Origin of the sequence: Nocardioides sp. Bht2, assembly GCF_047308515.1 — a bacterium.
Lineage (GTDB): Bacteria > Actinomycetota > Actinomycetes > Propionibacteriales > Nocardioidaceae > Nocardioides.
The window spans coordinates 78,257-95,467 of the sequence record NZ_JBLBWI010000005.1; the positions used below are offsets into that span (position 1 = coordinate 78,257).

Below are 17,211 nucleotides of genomic sequence, written 5' to 3' on the forward strand. Positions count from 1 at the left end.
CCTCCGGTCAGGCGATCTGAGTGACGGCGTCCGTCAATTGGCGAATCGTCGAGACCTCGAACGCATCGGTGCAGCAGGCGGCATACTCCGACGCACGGGAGTCCGCGGTGTCCCACTCGATCCTGGGTTCGGGATTGAGCCAGTAGAGGCGTCGGGCGCGATGCTCGATCTCCGCGACCATGGCGGTCGCGGGCTCGTGGTGATGGGAACGTGCGTCCCCGGCGATGATCACGGTCGTTTTCGCCGTCACTGCTGAACCCCAGCTCAGCAGGAAGTTGGCCAGCGCACGGGCGTAGTCGCTGCGGCCGTCCTTGGCCACCAAACCCCGCTGGGACAGGAGATGGTGTGGATCGACCAGGCCAGAGCCGGTGGCAAGCAACTCGGTGACCTCTACGACGCCATCGATGAAGACGAAGGAACGCACGTGGCGGAACTCCGCCTGAATCGCGTGCAGCAGAGTCAGGGTGAACGGAGCGAACGTCGCCGTTGAACCGGACACGTCGCACAGCACGACCAAGTCCGGCCGACTCGGCCGCCGCCTCCGAAGCACGGGCTGAACGGGCACTCCGCCGGCGCCCATCGACGCTCGGATGGTCCGCCGCATGTCGAGCCCCGATCCTCCGCGACGGCGTTGCGCCCCGAGGCGGGTCGCCAACTGGAGGGCGATCGGCCGGATGGTCCGCCGCATCGCCGCGAGCTCGTCAGCACCGGCCCGTAGCAACGGGCGATCCTCCAGATCCTCGAGCTGTTGGGTGATCGCACCTTCGCCATCTCGAACTCGCCCCGAGAGCAGATCAGTGAGCCGGCGGCTCAGCTGTGCGAGTGCGGTTCGTGCCTCGACGGCGTCAGCTGCGGTCCCTTCGGCGTCCGCTTCCAGATACCGGCGATAGAGGTCGGCCACATCCATTCGGCGCAACAGCCGCTGGGCGTGATGACCGGCGGAGCGGCCGTCGTCGGTGTTGTGGGCGAACCGATCGATCGCCCTATCGAGGGCGTGGTCGATCTCGGCCTCCTCGCCGTTGCGCAGAGCTTTCGCCACCGAGTCGAGTACAGCGGAGTCATCGGCGTCAGATACGGGCTCTGAGCGGGTGCCGCAGGGAGCAGAGCCGGGGCTGGGACGGCCCCTGACGAAGACCGCCTCGAAGGCGCGACCGAACAGCACGTGATGCGAAGCGTCCTTGACCAGCGTCGAGCGAAGCGCCGTCCGAACTGCAGACCGAGAGGCAGTGTCCACATGGGTCAACGAGACCACCGCATCGAGGACCTCGCTGGTCGAGACCGGCACGCTGCCGCCTCGCAGCCGGGCGACGAGGGCCAGGATGAGGAGCGTCGTCGGGGTGGTGTCATCCTCACGGCGGCTGGTCGAGTTCACGACTGACCGGACGGGGTCGTCGCGGCGAAGCGCAACTGCTCGCGAACCTTCGTCCTATCGGCGTCGTTCTTCAGGACGACGCCGAGGGTTTGATCAGCAACAGAGGCGCTGAGTTCGGAGCTGCCCAGCTTGCCCAGCGCGCTGGCCCAGTCGATGGTTTCGGCAACGCTGGGCGCTTTCCGTAGGTCGAGCGCGCGCATCGCGCGGACGGCCTTGACCACCTGGCCGGCCAGGAGGTCGGTCGCCTCTGGCACCCGACGGCGCACGATCGCCCGCTCCCGGTCGGCACTGGGGTAGTGGACATGCGCGTGCAGGCAGCGGCGCTTCAACGCCTCCGACAGCTCCCTGGTCGCGTTCGACGTGAGGACCACGAACGGCCGTCTGACCGCAGTGACCGTGCCCAGCTCGGGGATGGTGATTTGGAAGTCGCTGAGCAACTCCAACAACAGCCCTTCGACTTCAACGTCGGCCTTGTCGGTTTCGTCGATGAGGAGGACCACGGGATCGGGGCACCGCAGGGCGGCGAGCAGCGGACGTTCCAGCAGGAACTCCTCGCTGAAGATGTCTTCCTGCACGGCGTCCCAGGAGTCGGTCTCGGCGTCGCCCTCGGAACGCCCCGGGGTGGCCTGGATCCGCAAGAGTTGCTTGCGATAGTTCCACTCGTACAGAGCCCGAGCCTCGTCGAGCCCCTCGTAGCATTGGAGCCGGACGAGATTCGCGCCGGTACCGGCGGCTACCGCTTTCGCAAGTTCGGTCTTGCCGGTTCCGGCCGCGCCTTCGAGCAGCAGCGGTTTGCCCATCGCGTCGGCGAGGAACACGACCATGGCAAGTTCATCATCGACGAGGTACCCGGTCCGGGCCAATGTCGCGCGGACGTCGTCGAGCGAGGTGAAGAGCGTCATGAACCTCGGACCTCCGATGGGCCGAGGACAATGTCGAAACGGACCTTTGTCCACGGCACGTCGACAGTTGATCCGTCAGGTATCGGGGTGCTGGCCGGCTGCCGCTCGAACTCTCGGACCAGCGACTCCTTCACACCGAAAACCGTGTCGGCCTCCAGGAGTGCGTCGCCCTGCACGAAGATATGGGTGACCAGCGTTCGACACTCATCCGCCGTGACCATGAAATGCAAGTGCGCAGCACGCATCGGCGAACGACCAGTTGCTGCGAGCATCGCACCGACGGGGCCGTCATGGGGAATCGGATACGGGGTCGGGGTGATGGCCCAGAGCCGGTAGTTGCCGTCATGGTCGGTGAAGAGATGCCCTCGTGCGGCGACCCGACCGTCGTTGTACTGCAGGTCGTAGAGCCCGTCGTCGTCGGCCTCCCACACTTCGATCCGGGCGTTCGGCACGGGCTCTCCGGCTGTGTTCGTGACACGGCCCTCGACCAAGCAGGGTTCGCCTTGAGCGCCGGAGGCGATGCTGCCGCCTTGCCCGACGTGCGGTGAGCCTTCGAGGAAGAACGGGCCGAATACGGTTGCCTCCGTGGCGTCGCCCACCGCCCGATTGTTGACACCGATGGTCTGCATCGATGCCCCGAGAACGTCGGAGAGCAGGATGAACTCCTGCCGCCGATCGTCGCTGACCCGACCGACTTCGGTGAGAAAGCGGATCCCTGCTGCCCACTCCTCCTCGGTCAGCCTGACGTCGCGGATCAACCCGTGCAGATGGCTAACGACGGCGCGCATCAACTCCCTCAACCGCGGGTCGGCGCATGTGTCGAAAGAGCGGAGCACGCGTTGAGTCAGGTCAAGCTCTCGGGCTTGCTGCTCGTCGTGGCTCATGCGGAGGTCAGTCATTGCGGTTCGCTTCCTTCCCAGGCGGCATACAGCAGGGCGTTCAGCCCGTCGCGGGTGACGGGTGTGGGGTTCGACGGTGGGACGACGGGAAGGATCGCGTCCACTGCTGCTGGGAGTTGACTCTCCTCCAAGCCGTAGTCGCGCAGCGCCCGGGGCGCATCGATCCGAGCTCTGAGGCACTGGAGTCCGGCCAGCGCGGTGGGTGCATCGAACGCGAGCGCGAGCCGCCGCTCGGAGTCGGCGGCCACGGGGGCGTTCAGCGCTAGTACATGAGGAAGCACGACCGCGTGGGTTTGGGCATGGGGGAGGTTGTACTTCCCGCCGAGCACATGACAGATCTTGTGATGCAGGCCGGACCCGGCGGAACCGAACGCCACCGCAGCGAGGTAGGCGCCATAGAGGGTCTGCTCGCGGCCGACGAGACTGGTCGGGTCAGTGGCGATCTGCGGCAATCCGGAGTTCAGGGCACGGACTCCCTCGACGGCGAGCGCGGAGTTGATCGGGTCGACCTGAGGGGCCCAGAGCGAATCGATGCAATGCGCGAGGGCATTGAGCCCGCTTGCCATCGACATCTCTACTGGCAGGGTCAGCATCAGGGAGGCGTCGTAGACCACCGAGCGCGGCAACACGATCGGATCGATGCCGGTCTTCTTCTGATTGCCGTGGGTCATTCCCCAAACAGCGGTCGCTTCGCTTCCTGCGTACGTCGTAGGGACGGCGACGATCGGCAGACCCGTGGTGAGTGCGACCGCTTTCGCAAGTCCGGTAGTGGAGCCGCCGCCGACACAGACGATGGCGTCCGCTGCGGCTTCTTCGGCAGCCGTTCGCGCTCGCTCGGCGACGTCAGCAGGTACATGCATCGCCACCTCGTCGTAGCGCAGCGCGACCGGGAGGGTGGAGGTGATCCGGTCGGCGATCACCGCCTCTTCCGGGGCCGCGATCACCATCACCCGACGGGCATCGAGGAGCTCAAGCTCGGCGGCGAGTGCGGTAGCTGCCCGTGTCGATCCGAACAGCACCCTTTGCGGCAGGGACTCATGTGTGAACTGCATGTCGACCTCCTGGGTCTCTTCCGGCTCTGACGGGGGTTCGGCTCTGATGTAGTACTTGGCTGGCAGTGACGCCGAACCGCTTCCGGAACGATTCGGCGAAGTAGGCCTGCGAGATGAACCCGCAACGTGCTGCCGTATCCACGGTTCGCTCGCCGATTCCCTGGGACAAGAACGCGTAGGCAAGATCCAGTCGGCGCGCCAGGATCTGCCGAGGCACGCTGGTGTTGGCTTGCGAGAAGAGCCGGGACAACTGCCGCTCGGAGAGCCCGGCACCGCGGGCCACCTCGCCTGCTGACAGGTTCGGGTCGGTGAGGTGATCGTCGATGTACAGGCGTGCTGTGGCGAGATGCGCTGTGCGCGCCGCGGTTCTCCCCTCCGTGGCCAGCATGGCGACCAGACCCAACGCGGCATCCTCGTCGACCGGGAGGGGGACCGATGCGTTGACGGCGCGGCCCACCAACCGAATGAGAGCCCGGGCAAAGGGATCCTGCTCGGAGTCGACGATCACGGGATCGGCAAGGTCCTCGACTCCGGACACGGCGGCGAAACTGCTACGCGGCACTTTCACCGCCAACTCCAACAGTCCGTGCCCGAAGCCGCGGAGGAACGGCCGGTCGACGTCGCAGATGACCACGTGCCCTGGGCGAATGATCTGGCGCTTCCCGTTGCACTCCAAGAGGGCCTCGCCGCGCAGCGCCGCGTACGCGGCGATCGCAGCTCCTGGACGTTCCGCGATCATCTTCTCGTCGCGAGCGACGGTGTGTGCTGTCCCGTTGACGCGAGCGAGCCGCAGTTGGTCGAGCTCCACGTTGAGCTCGCGGGCACGGAACGGACGCCCGTCGGGAACCGTGCAGGCCAACTCGATGAGTGCCGTCGAGTTGTGCCGCTCCCATGCGTCGACGGACTCTGCGTCGTCGATCTCGGTAGTGGTGAAGGTCTGCCTTCGAGGAATCAGCACGAGATCATTCCTCCGTCTCTCTCCATCGTCCGACACCGCTTCGTGGGTCAGGCCCGGGTATAGCCGTGGGGATCGATCACGTACTTCGTTGCCGCACCGGCGTCGAAGTCGGCATAGCCGGCGGGAGCGTCCTCGAGGCCGATGACAGTGGCGTTGACAGCCTGGGCGATCTGTACCTTCTCGTGCAGGATCGCCATCATCAGTTGACGGTTGTAGGTCATCACGGGGCACTGCCCGGTCGTGAAGGAGAGGGACTTCGCCCACCCGGTACCGAGTCCCAGCGAGAGCGTGCCGACCCTGGCGGCGTCGTCCACTGCTCCCGGATCGCCGGTGACGTAGAGCCCGGGAATGCCGATCGATCCACCGGCGGCAGTGACTCCCATAAGGGAGTTCAGCACTGCTGCTGGTGCCTCGGTCGCACCCGCGCCGTGACCCTCGCGACGTGCCTCGAAACCCACTGCATCGATCGCGGAGTCGACTTCGGGCACCCCCAACAGTTGGTCCAGCTGATCCGCCACAGCACCGTGCGCGACATTGATCGTCTCGCACCCGAAACTCCGCGCCTGGGCTAGCCGATCGGCATTGAGATCCCCGACCACGACCACGGCGGCACCCAGCAGTTGTGCAGAGGCGGCGGCGGCCAGCCCGACGGGGCCGGCGCCGGCGACGTAGACCGTGGAGCCGACGCCGACGCCGGCTGTGATTGCGCCGTGGAAGCCAGTCGGGAAGATGTCAGAGAGCATCGTCAGATCGAGGATCTTTGCCAGAGCCTGATCGCGGTCGGGGAAGACGAGGAGATTCCAGTCTGCGTACGGCACTAGGACGTATTCGGCCTGGCCGCCGACCCAACCGCCCATGTCCACATAGCCATAGGCGCTACCGGGCCGGTCGGGATTGACGTTGAGGCAGATGCCGGTCTTGCCGGTCTTGCAGTTCCGGCAACGACCGCAGGCGATGTTGAAGGGGACCGACACGATGTCGCCGACCTTGACGAATTCGACGTCGGGGCCCACCTCCACCACCTCGCCGGTGATCTCGTGGCCGAGCACCAACCCTGCTGGCGCGGTGGTTCTGCCGCGCACCATGTGCTGGTCCGACCCGCAGATGTTGGTAGTCACCGTCTTGAGGATCACGCCGTGCGGAACCTTGCGTCCTACGTTCGCAGGGTTGACGCCTGGGCCGTCCTTCAACTTGAAGGTGGGGTAGTCGGTGTCGACGACGTGCACGACGCCGGGGGCCTGATAGGACACTGCGCGGTTGCTGGTCATGGCATGCCTCTCACGGGGTAGGGATGTGGATAGGTCCTGTGTGGGGAGGTGGTCAGTCCTGGTGGCGAACGAACTTGGTGTAGCGACCACCGATGACCCACTCGGCTACGAAGAGTTCGCCGCGTGAGTTGACTGCCGCGGCGTGCGGCGAGTTCAGGACGCCCGGCCGCAGAGCGTCGGGAACGCGTGCCGCGCCAATGCCGTTGTGGGCATTCGGCCAGCCGACGCGGTCGGTGGCCTCCGGGTCCTCTCCTAGGCGACCTACAAGGTGGTCGTTCAGGTCCAGGAGAGTCAGGCGGGCGAAGAGCTCGACCACGACCAGCAGGTCCCCCCATCGCGCGAAGCCGCTGGGGGAGGTGAGGAATCCATCTCCGATGGCCCGCCGAAATGTGCCGTCGAGGCCGTAGACCGCCACTCGGGCGTTGCCCCGATCGGCGACGTACACCTCGGGGTCGCGCCCCTCCACCCGGTGGATGAAGACGGCGTGGGGGCAGTCGAAGCGGCCGGCCCCTTCGGTGCCAGTCAAGCTCTGCAGATGAGCGCCGGAAGAGCTGTAGCGGTGGACGGCGTTGCTGCCGTAGCCATCGGCGACCCAGATGTCGCCGGTCCCGCCGAGCCCTACTTCATCGACGGCGACACTCGTGGGGGCGTAGGGCGCGAACGGGCCGGGCGAGTCATCGGGCGACGGTGGCGTCGGGAGTTCCAGGGTGATCTCGCCGTCGAGAGAGAGTTTGACGACCCGTCCGGGACGAACCTCCAGATCGAGGCCGGTGCCGAACGTTGGGGGGAGCTTGCCGTCTCCCGTTCCCGTACCGCAGTCGATCGCGAAGCCAGGATCGGCGACCCACACCATGTCGTCTCCGTCTTCGGAGACAACCGTGATGCCGTGACCCTCGGTGAGGCCGGGCCGTGATACCCGGAGGAGGTCACCGGACGGGGCGAAGGTGACGAGTTGCCCGGCATGGAAAGCAAGTACCTCATCTGTTGAGGTGATCGCTAGACCGTGATGGGCGAAGCCGCGGGCGGCTCCTTCGACCTTGCCCTGCTGCGCCCAGTCGTTGACGACCAGAACCGCGGGTGTTGTGGTGTGCAAAGGAAAGTTCCCTTCAATGACGAGTTAGTGATCGGAGCGGTAGCACGGTGTCGGGACGGCGGCACTGGCCGAACCGATCAGACCGAGGAGAGAAAGCGCTTCAGGTCGAATCCCGGTGCGCGGGCAGATTCGGGGCTGGGCCGGCGCGGACCAGCCAGGACCCGACGAGCGGCCAGATGATCCGCCGGTCTGTTGACAGAGTCGACAGCGACCAGTCGGTCGCCTTCGAAGCGCAGTACGGAGAACCTGCCTGTGGGCGGAGAGCCCACGACGACCCGGGTCTCTTCCCGGAGTGAGATGCCGGTGCTCTGGATCTTCAAGGCGCCCTGGTCCGTCCAGAACCACGGCACGTTGTTGTATGCCGTATCTGGGCCATCCGTGAGCCGTGCTGCGACGTGACGGGCCTGATCGACAGCGTTCTGGACCGATTCGAGCCGGATCGGGCCTCCGGCGAACTGGCTGGGGAACGTGGCGCAGTCACCGATCGCGCTGACCCTGGGATCGTCGGTCCCTAGCCGCTCGTCGACCACGATGCCGCCGGTGATCGGGCAGATCTCGAGCCCGGACGCCGCAGCGAGCTCGGCGTTGGGTACCCCGCCGACGCCCACGACGACGAGATCGGCAGGGATCCTCTCTCCGGTTGTGAGCTCGACAGACTGAACCCCGTGGGTATCCCCGACGAAAGCTGTGACAGCGCTACCCAACTCGACTCGACATCCACGCTCCGTGTGCGACCGCAGAACGTGGTGGGAGACCTCGGCCGCAACGGACCGAGCGAGCAACCGCTCTGTCCCCTCCACGATCACCACCTGATGACCGGTGCTCGAGACTGCTGCTGCAATCTCGAGGCCGATGTAACCGCCACCGACGACCACCACGCGCTGCGAACCTCGCGACAGCAGCGAGCGGAGAGCCATCGCATCGCTCAGCGTGCGTACCTGAACCACCCCTGGGAGTTCCGCGCCGGGCACGGAGAGGTTGCGCGCTCGAGAACCGGTTGCGAGCACGAGGTGGTCGTACGGCACGGGGTCGCCCTCGTCCAGTTCGACCAACCTCCGTCCTCGATCGACGCGCGCCGCCCGGGCCTGTCGGAGGACGGTGATGTCGCGAGCGGCATAGGAGGCCTCGGCGCGAAGTAGCGTCGGCTCCGCCGGGGCGGAGGTATCGAGCATCGACTTCGACAACGGCGGCCGGTGGTAGGGCAACTCGGACTCGTCCCCAAGCAGAACGACGGGTCCGTGATGCTGGTTCTCTCGCAGGGAGTGGGCGAGTTGGACGCCCGCGTGCCCAGCCCCGACGATGACCACCCGATCTGCCCCGCTGGGACATCGTCCGGTCACAGTTGTTCCTCGGCAATGCGGAGAACCAATCCGTCCAACTCCGGGACCATCGGAATCTGGCAGGAAAGACGGCTGTTGGTCCGCCGTGGGGCGGCTGTGCAGTCCAACATCTCGTCCTCCGCCTCAGAGGTCGGTGGCAGCGCGGAGTGTGGACCTTCTTCGACGAAGACATGACACGTGGCGCACATGGCGTTGCCGCCGCACTCGCCGAAGATCCCCTCGATGCTGTTGGCAACTGCTGCCGCCATCAGACTGGTGCCGGCGTCGACGTCGACGATGGTGCTGTCGTCACCGGAGAGATACGTGACCTTGGACATGGATCCTCCTAGACATGCAGGGTTACGTCGAGGCTGGTGAACCCGCGCAGGATGTTGTGGACAGGGCGGCGCGCCTCGTGGAGTTCAAATCGCCGTACCCGGGTAGCGAGGGCGGTCAGAACAGCGCGCATCTCCAATTTGGCGAGGTTCATTCCTGCGCATGCGTGGGGACCAGCGCCGAAGCCGAGGTGGTCGGTGGGATTGCGTCGGACGTCGAATCGGTCCGGCTCTGGGTAATGCCGCTCGTCCCGGTTGGCAGCGCCGTAGTAAGTGATCACCCGGGAACCGGCGGGAAGGACGACCCCATCAATCTCATGGTCCTCGGCGACCGATCGTGAGAAGTCCTGGATCGGCGACTCGAGTCGAAGAATCTCGTTGACGGCGGAGGGGATCAGCGACGGTTCCTGGCGGATCTGATCCCACTGGCTCGGATTCTCGGCAAACAACCAGACCGCACTGCCAATCGCGGAGATGGTTGTGTCGAGGCTGGGCCCCATGTAATCGATCATCATGACCGGGCACTGCTCCGGCGACACCTCGCCGCGATCCGCGGCATCGAGGATCGCCTCGGCCCAACTGCCGGGACGGAGCTTTCCACGGACCGCCTGGTTCGTGGCGTACTCCATCATTTCGGCAAGGACCGGGAATGATCGTTCGGCGCGAGGTCCCATCGGCCCGAAGCAGTTGAACATCTCTGAAGCCCAGGTGAGCATCTGCTCACGTCCCTCTTCCGGAAGCCCAACCAACTCGGAGACGACGGTGACGGGCAGATGCGCGGCGAGTTCGTCGATCGCATCGATACGCCTGCGCTGCACCAACCGACTGACCAGCGCATCGGCCTCGCGTTGGATCTGATCCTGAAGCGGCTTCAGCGCTTTAGGCGTCAGTGGCTTGACGATGATGCTGCGTGAGACGTCGTGAGCGGGACCGTCACTGCACAACGTGTTGCCGCGAAGGACCTGGTTCATCTGGTCGTTCATCATCACGCCCTCGCCGGACGGGAAGACTTCCGGCGTTCGCAGGATGTGCGCAACAGTGGCGTAGCGCGTCGCGGCGTACATGTTGTACTTCGTCAGGAACACGACGGGTCCAGCATCGCGCATCATCCGATAGCCGGGCCACGGATCAGTCAGCGCGGCATCGGAGTAGGCGTCATAATCGCTGCGCGGACCGACGATGACCTCGGGCGCTGTGATGCTCATGGCCGGTCCTGCGGCTGCGGGTTCTCGGTCGGGTCCCACTCGATCAGGACATGCTCCGGACCGCGGAACGACGTGTTCGGGGAGTATTCGAACCGCTGGTCTGGGACGAGGCGAGCGTGGGGGAGTCGCCGGGTCAGCTCCTCGAGAATGATGCGCATCTCGAGTCGAGCGAGGGATGCGCCCATGCACATGTGGGTCCCGAACCCGAAGGAGAGGTGCTTGTAGGCGTTGTCGCGGTGGATATCGAAGGTGTCCGCATCGTCGAACACCGCCTCGTCATGATTCCCAGAGCCGAGCACCAACAGCACATTGCCGCCCGCCGGCACGGTCACGTCGCCAATCGTGGTCTCCTCCTTCGCGCGTCGGCGCCAGGCGATGACGGACGATTGATGACGGAGGATCTCCTCGACCGCGTTCGGGATCAGTGACGGATCGGCACACAGTTGGCCCCAGGCAGTGCGGTCCTCCAGGAGCGTGCGGAAGGCGTTCCCGGAAGCGTTGGTCGTCGTCTCGTGACCGGCGAACAAGAAGTTGAGCATCGTGTTGTACAGGTAGACGTCGTCGAATAGTTCGGGATCTTCCTCGGCTGCTCGGATCACGTCGCTCATGAAGTCATCGCCAGGGTTCTGCTTGAGGCGGGTCACGTGTTGCACGCAGTACTTCCAGTAGGTGCCCACCTCCTCGACGAGCTGATTCTGCTCGGCTTCGGTGGGGCGGCCCCACGTGAAGAGGGTGCGGCGAGCAGCGAACTGCTTGACCAGCGAAGCCTCCTCGTCAGGAACGCCCATGAACATGAAGATCACCAGTGCCGGGATCTCCCACACGTAGTCATCGACCAAGTCGGCGTGCCCGCGCTGGACGAACCGGTCGAGATAGTCGGTGACGATCTTCCGGATCCGGGGCTCGAGTTCGGCGACCCGGTGCCCGTCGAATCGGGCACCGATCCGCTTGCGTCGCTGCATGTGAATCGGCTCGTCCTCGTTCACCAGCACCGGTCCGGGGATGTAGCCCGCCTCGATCACCTTCTCGATGGAGGATTGCCACAAGGGGGTCAGCGGCTCGAGAGCGATCTCTGCCGAGAACGCCCGGGTGTTCCGGAATACCGTGCGAATGTCATCGAACTTGGTCACGACGTAGTACTCGATCTCGGGGCTGTAGAAGACCGGTTCTTCGGAGCGGGCCTTGGCAAGGAATTCATACGGCTGGCCCAGGTAGGGGTCGACGAAGGGGTTGAACTCCGTGGCCACCTTCGAGTAGGGGCACTGCTCAGCGTCGGTCGATGTGGGTGCTTGCGAGTTCATGTTGTCTCCTTGACGCGATCGAACTGGGACGACTGGGATAAAGGGATGAGCGGGTAGCCGCAGATCAGCGGGCGCTCACCATGGGCGGGTCCGGGACAAGGCCCAAGGCACTGCCGCCGCCGGAGTACTCCTCGTTGTCGAACAGAGCCTGAGCGGCATCGCGGAATTCGATAAAGGCGTCAGGCATTCGACGGTCCGGAACGATCGCTTCGGTGGGGCAGACGGGGTCGCAGGCGCCGCAGTCGATGCATTCGCGTGGATGGATGTACATCATTCGGGCGCCTTCGTAGATGGCGTCCACTGGGCATTCCTCAACGCAGGATCGGTCCATCACGTCGATGCACGGCGCTCCAATGACGAAGGTCATCGGTGTCCCCTTCCAATCGTTTTCCTATGACGTGGATCACGACACTAGGGAGGCGATCGACTCCTGCCGATCCATCAAGCGCGGTGCTCTATCCGCCTGGCGCAGAGGTCGCTGACAGGCGCCGATCAGGGTCTTCTCGCCGCCGAGTCGATCCGCTCGACGCGGCGTTCTATCCACGTGACGCGGAGTTCGTCGAGCGCCAGGCATTGCTCTTGACAAGCCCCTAGGGACGGTCAGAATGGTGGCCCGCGCCCAATGTGACGGAGGCCACGTGCCTCCCCCGTAGTCCTCCACCTCGGGCGCGAAGCGAGGAGCAACGATGGCTGAGCTGGTGTCCTTCTCCACGGACGTCGTGGTCAAGGCTGTCTCGGTCGTGGTCAATGACCCAGGCACTGCAGAGAATCTGGGGAGTCGCTACTTCTATCCGCAGCAGCTCGACGTCCTTGGTGCTGATCGAAGCTTCGGGATGTCCCTTGAGTACGCCTCGCTCCCTGAATTGTTCCTGGCGGATCTCACCTACGACCAAGCGGTGAGCATCAACTGTGGGGAGTTGGAGACGAGCTATCACGTGAACGTGCCGCTCTCGGGTGTGCTGACCTCGAGCCATGCGGGGCGTGAATCCGTGGTCGCCCCCGGCCGCGCGACTATCTATGGTCCCCAGGGCGAGACGGTGCTTTCGCGCTGGGAAGCCGGGTGCCGACAACTCTGCGTCAAGCTCGGGAGGTCGGTGGTCGAACAGACGCTCGTCACGCTGATAGGTCGCGATGGGGGAGACGTTCTGGAGTTCGATCCGATCCTTGATGTGCGCAGCGGACCGGGACGTAGTTGGGTGGAGTTCGCACTCTTCTTGAACAGTCAGGTACGGCTCGGCGGTTCGCCGATGGCCTCCCCGATGGTGGCTGTGCCGATGGTTGAGGCCTTGGCGCGAGCATTACTCACCTCAGCAGGCCATAAGCACCGGCCGCAACTAGAACTACCGGTGCCTACGGCTTCCTCTCGTGCGGTTCGGGTTGCCATCGATTTCCTCGAAGAGCGCGCGGCAGATCCCATCACCATCAATGATCTGGCAACACATTGCTGTGTGAGCGTTCGGACGATTCAGGAAGCATTCGCCCGGCACGTCGGGATACCGCCTCTCCAATACCTGCGGGAGATTCGGCTGAAACGGGCGCACGCCGACTTGCAGGCGAGCGATCCTGCGCGGATCACGGTCGCCACGATCGCCCATCGTTGGGGCTTTGCCCATCTTGGCCGTTTTGCTGCGGCGCACACCAAGGAGTTTGGTGAGCCGCCGTCGGTCACTTTGCGGGGCGGCGCCTGAGCGCGCGTACTGGGCTGATCGATGGGCTCGTCCCCAGTCCGCGCCTCCGGTCGATTCGAATCAGGGGCGCCCGGCAGGGTGCGGCATGTCGGTCGAATGTCCAGGGAACAGCCCGACGTCGGGGTTGATGAAGACCGCTGCATTGTTCACTGCCGTGGCCACCTCGCCGAAGCCGACGGCGATCAGCCGGACCTTGCCGTCATAGTCGGTGATGTCGCCAGCGGAGAAGATGCCGGGCACCGAGGTCCGCATCGCTGAGTCGACGACCACATGACGCCGCCCCGCCAGTTCGATCCCCCAATCGTGGATCGGCCCCAGGTTCGCAACGAAGCCGAGTGCGGCGATCAGGCGATCACAGGGGAGGTTGGCATCTGCGTCGTTGATCGAAGGGCCGCTGAGAGTGAGGCTGGTCATCGCGTCAGCGCCGTGGACGTCGACGACCTCGGCCCCCGTGACGATGCGTACTGATGATGCTCGGATGGCGGCGACTGTGGACTCATGCGCGCGGAACCGATCACGACGGTGGACGAGCGTCACCGAGCGGGCGATGGGCTCCAGCAACAGGGCCCAGTCGAGAGCGCTGTCGCCCCCTCCGACGATGACGACATCCTGCTCGGAGCAGGAGGAGGGATCCCGAACGAAGTACGTCAGGCCTCGCCCTTCGAACTCCGCGCCGACGCCGAGCGACCGTGGTGTGAATGCCCCAATCCCCGCGGTGATGATGACGGCTCGCCCCGTCACTCTGCGGCCGCTGGCGCACAAGATGTCGAACGTCGGTTCACCCTGCGGCGTGGTCCCCGGCTCCAGTTTCTCCGCGCGCTCGCCGCAGACATAAGTTGGCTGGAACTGACCTGCCTGTTGGGTCAGGGACGAGATGAGCTCCCGTCCTTTGATCGCCGGGAAGCCGGCGATGTCGAAGATCTCCTTCTCGGGGTACATCGCGCTGACCTGCCCGCCGACCTCATCGAGCGCGTCGATGATGGCCACGCTGAGCCCGCGGCATCCCGCGTAGTAAGCGCCGAAGAGGCCGACAGGGCCGGCGCCGATGATGATCAGATCTGCTGCGACGTCCCCAGGGCCCTGATGGTCCATGTCAATCGATGTGTTCACTGTGTTCCTCTCGTCTTCGATCGACGCTAGGCAGCGCGCAGGTGCGGCGGCGAGCCTTCAGACGCAGTCAACGGGCCATCGAGCGCGAAATGTGAACATGCGAACACAGGAGCTGGACTGCTTGCGCGTTGTGCCGCGCACCACACCTAGGATGGAGCGATGAGGATCCAACCGTTGGCCGACAGTCACGGACGGGTCGCGACCGATCTTCGGGTCTCGTTGACGGATCGCTGCAACCTGCGGTGTACCTACTGCATGCCCGCCGAAGGCCTCGACTGGTTGCCGCACGAGGAGGCGCTGACCGACGACGAGGTGGTCCGGCTCGTGGGGATCGGCGTCGAACAGCTGGGAATCACCGAGGTCCGGTTGACCGGCGGTGAGCCGTTGTTGCGCCGTGGCCTGCCGGGAATCGTGGCTCGGCTCAAGCAGCTGGACCCGGCCCCCGAGCTCTCCTTGACCACCAACGGTCTTGGCCTTGCCAGGGTCGCCACCGCGCTTCACGAGGCGGGCCTGGACCGGGTCAACGTCAGCCTGGACACCGCGCGGCGTGAGGACTTCAAGCGGATCACTCTGCGCGACCGGTGGGACGACGTCGTCGCCGGGCTCGACGCAGCGCTCGCCGCTGGCCTGGAGCCGGTGAAGGTCAACGCCGTCCTACAACGCGGCATCAACGCCGACCAGGCCCCTGAGTTGTTGACCTGGTGCCTGGACCGCGGGCTGCGGTTGCGGTTCATCGAGCAGATGCCGCTTGACGCCCAGCACGCCTGGCAGCGGGAGGCGATGGTGACCGCGGACGAGATCCTGGCCTCCCTCGGCACCCGGTTCACGCTGACGCCGACCGGCACCGCGCGGGGGAGCGCCCCGGCCGAGGAGTTCCTGATCGACGGCGGACCGGAGACGGTCGGCGTGATCGCCTCGGTGACCCGCCCCTTCTGCGGCGACTGCGACCGGGTCCGGCTCACCGCCGACGGCCAGATCGTGAACTGTCTCTTCTCCCGCGACGAGTCCGACCTGCGCACCCCGTTGCGGGCCGGCGCCGACGACGTCGAACTCGCCGAGCTGTGGGTGAAGGCAATGGCCGCCAAGTTGCCCGGCCACGGCATCGACGACCCGACCTTCCTGCAACCGACCCGACCGATGTCCGCGATCGGTGGCTGAACCCGGAGTGGACGCCGACGCGCGTGCGATCGGGCGGGTCGCGGGGATCGTGCTCGCTGCGGGAGCCGGTCGGAGGATGGGTACCCCGAAGGCGTTGGTCCGTGACCCGATCAGCTCAGAGCCCTGGCTGCACGGCACGATCGGCGCGCTCCGCCAGGCCGGCTGTGTACCGATCCACGTCGTCGCCGGGTGCCGCGCCGAGGAGGTCGCCGACCTGGCTGCGCGGAGCGGCGAGGAGGTCACCGTGGTCACCACCGACGACTGGGCCGAGGGGATGGGCCGTTCGCTCGCCGTCGGCCTGGAGTCGCTCGACCCGTTGGTCAGCGACGTCGCGGTGGTGATGCTGGTCGACCTGCCGGACGTGCGGGCCGCCGTCATCGAGCGGGTCGTTGCCGCAGCCGACCTCGGGCCGGACTGTCTGGCGCGCGCCACCTTCAACGGGGTCCCCGGCCACCCGGTCCTGTTGGGGAGCCAGCATTGGGCTGGCGTGATCGAGGCTGCCGTCGGGGATCGCGGCGCTCGCGACTACCTGCGTCGCGCCACGGTGCAGCTCGTGGAGTGCGGCGATCTGGCCTCGGGCGTCGATCAGGACCGGCCGGTCCCGGAGGCCTGAGGCCGATTCAGCCGCGGAGCTTGTCGCCGAGGACGACGCCAAGCCTGCTGGTCAGACCGGTCAAGGCCGACTCGAGGTCGTCGGCGACCACCACGTCGTCGAGCAGTTCGCGGCGGATGAACCCTGCCGTCACCAGGTTCTCCAAGGCGGCCAGGAGTGGGGTCCAGATCCCGGAGATGTTGAGGAAGCCGACCGGGTCGTCGTTGAAGCCCAGTTGGCGCCAGCTCCAGACCTCGATGATCTCCTCCAGCGTGCCCAGCCCGCCGGGCAGACAGAGGAAGGCGTCGGCCAACGCGGCCATCAGTGCCTTGCGTTCGTGCATGGTGTCGACGATGTGCAGTCGGGTCAGGTCGTTGCGGCCCCACTCGCGCTCCATCATCGACCGCGGGATCACCCCGACCACCTCGCCGCCGGCGTCCAACGCTCCCTGGGCGACGTCGTGCATCAACCCGAAGCCGCCGCCCCCGTAGACCAGCCCGATCCCGCGCTCGGCCAGGCCCCGCCCCACGGCGTAGGCCGCCTCGCCGTAAGCCGGGTCGGTGCCCGGGCTGGATCCGCAGAAGACAGCCATACGGTGGATGGAACGGCTCATAGTCGCGAGCATAAACAGTGCGGGCCGGTCAGCAGAAGCAGAAAGCTCAGTGTCGCGCCTTGATATCGCTGGGGTGGGTAGCCAGCGGCGTCACGGTGATCTTCATGTAGGGGAAGAGCGGGAGCCCGGAGAGCAGTTCGTGCAGGGCGTCGTTGGATTCGACGTCGAAGATCGAGATGTTGGCGTACTCGCCGACGATCCGCCAGAGCTCGGGCCAACGCCCAGAAGCCTGTACCTGTTGGGCATACGCCTTCTCCCGGGCCACCAGGTCGGCCTTGAACTTGGGCTCCATCTCGTGCGGGATCTCGACATCCATCCGGACGTGGAACAACATCGCGTGGCCTCG

At 65.7% G+C, this 17,211-nt stretch carries 18 protein-coding genes; 3 read left to right on the plus strand and 15 right to left on the minus strand.

Annotated elements, in window-relative coordinates:
- Nucleotides 1-7 precede the first annotated feature (7 nt).
- The 12 genes from ACLM5J_RS09240 to fdxA form a co-directional block, all read right to left on the minus strand.
- Nucleotides 8-1,372 (minus strand): VWA domain-containing protein, encoded by a 1,365-nt coding sequence (locus ACLM5J_RS09240; RefSeq protein ID WP_413656090.1) that lies wholly within the window; start codon nt 1,370-1,372, stop codon nt 8-10.
- Nucleotides 1,369-2,274 (minus strand): AAA family ATPase, encoded by a 906-nt coding sequence (locus ACLM5J_RS09245; RefSeq protein WP_413656091.1) that lies wholly within the window; start codon nt 2,272-2,274, stop codon nt 1,369-1,371. Before ACLM5J_RS09245 ends, ACLM5J_RS09240 begins: the two co-directional genes overlap by 4 nt.
- Nucleotides 2,271-3,173 carry a dioxygenase gene (locus tag ACLM5J_RS09250; RefSeq protein WP_413656092.1) on the minus strand — a complete coding sequence of 301 codons (903 nt, stop codon included), beginning with the start codon at nt 3,171-3,173 and terminating at the stop codon, nt 2,271-2,273. The genes ACLM5J_RS09245 and ACLM5J_RS09250 overlap by 4 nt, the downstream gene beginning before the upstream one ends.
- Nucleotides 3,170-4,225 carry a maleylacetate reductase gene (locus ACLM5J_RS09255; protein ID WP_413656094.1) on the minus strand — a complete coding sequence of 352 codons (1,056 nt, stop codon included), beginning with the start codon at nt 4,223-4,225 and terminating at the stop codon, nt 3,170-3,172. Before ACLM5J_RS09255 ends, ACLM5J_RS09250 begins: the two co-directional genes overlap by 4 nt.
- Nucleotides 4,209-5,183: an AraC family transcriptional regulator gene (locus tag ACLM5J_RS09260; RefSeq protein ID WP_413656096.1), complete on the minus strand. Its 975-nt coding sequence runs from the start codon at nt 5,181-5,183 to the stop codon at nt 4,209-4,211. The genes ACLM5J_RS09255 and ACLM5J_RS09260 overlap by 17 nt, the downstream gene beginning before the upstream one ends.
- Nucleotides 5,184-5,230: 47 nt before the next feature.
- The gene (fdhA, locus tag ACLM5J_RS09265) at nt 5,231-6,451 is read right to left on the minus strand and encodes a formaldehyde dehydrogenase, glutathione-independent (protein WP_413656098.1); all 1,221 of its coding nucleotides are present in this window, start codon (nt 6,449-6,451) and stop codon (nt 5,231-5,233) included.
- 52 nt (nt 6,452-6,503) lie between these two features.
- Nucleotides 6,504-7,544: a hypothetical protein gene (locus tag ACLM5J_RS09270; protein WP_413656099.1), complete on the minus strand. Its 1,041-nt coding sequence runs from the start codon at nt 7,542-7,544 to the stop codon at nt 6,504-6,506.
- Between the two features lie 77 nt (nt 7,545-7,621).
- On the minus strand, nt 7,622-8,884 hold the full coding sequence (locus tag ACLM5J_RS09275) for an NAD(P)/FAD-dependent oxidoreductase (RefSeq protein ID WP_413656100.1): 1,263 nt from the start codon (nt 8,882-8,884) through the stop codon (nt 7,622-7,624).
- Complete coding sequence (locus tag ACLM5J_RS09280; protein ID WP_413656101.1) at nt 8,881-9,201, minus strand: 2Fe-2S iron-sulfur cluster-binding protein; 321 nt, start codon at nt 9,199-9,201, stop codon at nt 8,881-8,883. Before ACLM5J_RS09280 ends, ACLM5J_RS09275 begins: the two co-directional genes overlap by 4 nt.
- 8 nt (nt 9,202-9,209) lie before the next feature.
- Nucleotides 9,210-10,403, minus strand: coding sequence for a cytochrome P450 (locus ACLM5J_RS09285; RefSeq protein ID WP_413656102.1), 1,194 nt, complete (start codon nt 10,401-10,403; stop codon nt 9,210-9,212).
- Complete coding sequence (locus tag ACLM5J_RS09290; protein WP_413656104.1) at nt 10,400-11,704, minus strand: cytochrome P450; 1,305 nt, start codon at nt 11,702-11,704, stop codon at nt 10,400-10,402. Before ACLM5J_RS09290 ends, ACLM5J_RS09285 begins: the two co-directional genes overlap by 4 nt.
- 64 nt (nt 11,705-11,768) lie before the next feature.
- A complete protein-coding gene (gene fdxA, locus ACLM5J_RS09295) occupies nt 11,769-12,071 on the minus strand; it encodes a ferredoxin (RefSeq protein WP_413656106.1) in 303 nt (100 codons plus the stop codon).
- Nucleotides 12,072-12,390: 319 nt separating this feature from the next.
- Between fdxA and ACLM5J_RS09300 the strand changes: the two genes are divergently transcribed.
- Complete coding sequence (locus ACLM5J_RS09300; protein WP_413656107.1) at nt 12,391-13,392, plus strand: AraC family transcriptional regulator; 1,002 nt, start codon at nt 12,391-12,393, stop codon at nt 13,390-13,392.
- A gap of 60 nt (nt 13,393-13,452) precedes the next feature.
- On the opposite strand, the gene ACLM5J_RS09305 is transcribed toward ACLM5J_RS09300, so the two are convergent.
- Nucleotides 13,453-14,484: an NAD(P)/FAD-dependent oxidoreductase gene (locus tag ACLM5J_RS09305; protein WP_413656248.1), complete on the minus strand. Its 1,032-nt coding sequence runs from the start codon at nt 14,482-14,484 to the stop codon at nt 13,453-13,455.
- 177 nt (nt 14,485-14,661) lie between these two features.
- Here ACLM5J_RS09305 and moaA point away from each other — a divergent pair, with 177 nt between their 5' ends.
- Nucleotides 14,662-15,660, plus strand: coding sequence for a GTP 3',8-cyclase MoaA (gene moaA / locus ACLM5J_RS09310; RefSeq protein ID WP_413656109.1), 999 nt, complete (start codon nt 14,662-14,664; stop codon nt 15,658-15,660).
- Nucleotides 15,653-16,273, plus strand: coding sequence for a nucleotidyltransferase family protein (locus tag ACLM5J_RS09315; protein WP_413656111.1), 621 nt, complete (start codon nt 15,653-15,655; stop codon nt 16,271-16,273). Before moaA ends, ACLM5J_RS09315 begins: the two co-directional genes overlap by 8 nt.
- A gap of 7 nt (nt 16,274-16,280) precedes the next feature.
- On the opposite strand, the gene ACLM5J_RS09320 is transcribed toward ACLM5J_RS09315, so the two are convergent.
- Together ACLM5J_RS09320 and catC are read right to left on the minus strand one after the other, a co-directional pair.
- Entirely contained in the window at nt 16,281-16,865 is a 585-nt protein-coding gene (locus tag ACLM5J_RS09320) for a TIGR00730 family Rossman fold protein (protein ID WP_413656113.1), read from the minus strand.
- Between the two features lie 46 nt (nt 16,866-16,911).
- On the minus strand, nt 16,912-17,199 hold the full coding sequence (gene catC / locus ACLM5J_RS09325) for a muconolactone Delta-isomerase (RefSeq protein WP_413656115.1): 288 nt from the start codon (nt 17,197-17,199) through the stop codon (nt 16,912-16,914).
- Between the last annotated feature and the right edge of the window lie 12 nt (nt 17,200-17,211).

Excerpts from the sequence above, each read along its gene's own strand:
- ACLM5J_RS09245 (WP_413656091.1), bottom strand. The coding sequence starts at position 2,274 with ATGACGCTCTTCACCTCGCTCGACGACGTCCGCGCGACATTGGCCCGG.
- ACLM5J_RS09250 (WP_413656092.1), bottom strand. The coding sequence starts at position 3,173 with ATGACTGACCTCCGCATGAGCCACGACGAGCAGCAAGCCCGAGAGCTT.
- ACLM5J_RS09255 (WP_413656094.1), bottom strand. The coding sequence starts at position 4,225 with ATGCAGTTCACACATGAGTCCCTGCCGCAAAGGGTGCTGTTCGGATCG.
- fdhA (WP_413656098.1), bottom strand. The coding sequence starts at position 6,451 with ATGACCAGCAACCGCGCAGTGTCCTATCAGGCCCCCGGCGTCGTGCAC.
- ACLM5J_RS09280 (WP_413656101.1), bottom strand. The coding sequence starts at position 9,201 with ATGTCCAAGGTCACGTATCTCTCCGGTGACGACAGCACCATCGTCGAC.
- ACLM5J_RS09285 (WP_413656102.1), bottom strand. The coding sequence starts at position 10,403 with ATGAGCATCACAGCGCCCGAGGTCATCGTCGGTCCGCGCAGCGATTAT.
- ACLM5J_RS09290 (WP_413656104.1), bottom strand. The coding sequence starts at position 11,704 with ATGAACTCGCAAGCACCCACATCGACCGACGCTGAGCAGTGCCCCTAC.
- fdxA (WP_413656106.1), bottom strand. The coding sequence starts at position 12,071 with ATGACCTTCGTCATTGGAGCGCCGTGCATCGACGTGATGGACCGATCC.
- ACLM5J_RS09300 (WP_413656107.1), top strand. The coding sequence starts at position 12,391 with ATGGCTGAGCTGGTGTCCTTCTCCACGGACGTCGTGGTCAAGGCTGTC.
- ACLM5J_RS09305 (WP_413656248.1), bottom strand. The coding sequence starts at position 14,484 with ATGGACCATCAGGGCCCTGGGGACGTCGCAGCAGATCTGATCATCATC.
- moaA (WP_413656109.1), top strand. The coding sequence starts at position 14,662 with ATGAGGATCCAACCGTTGGCCGACAGTCACGGACGGGTCGCGACCGAT.
- ACLM5J_RS09320 (WP_413656113.1), bottom strand. The coding sequence starts at position 16,865 with ATGAGCCGTTCCATCCACCGTATGGCTGTCTTCTGCGGATCCAGCCCG.
- catC (WP_413656115.1), bottom strand. The coding sequence starts at position 17,199 with ATGTTGTTCCACGTCCGGATGGATGTCGAGATCCCGCACGAGATGGAG.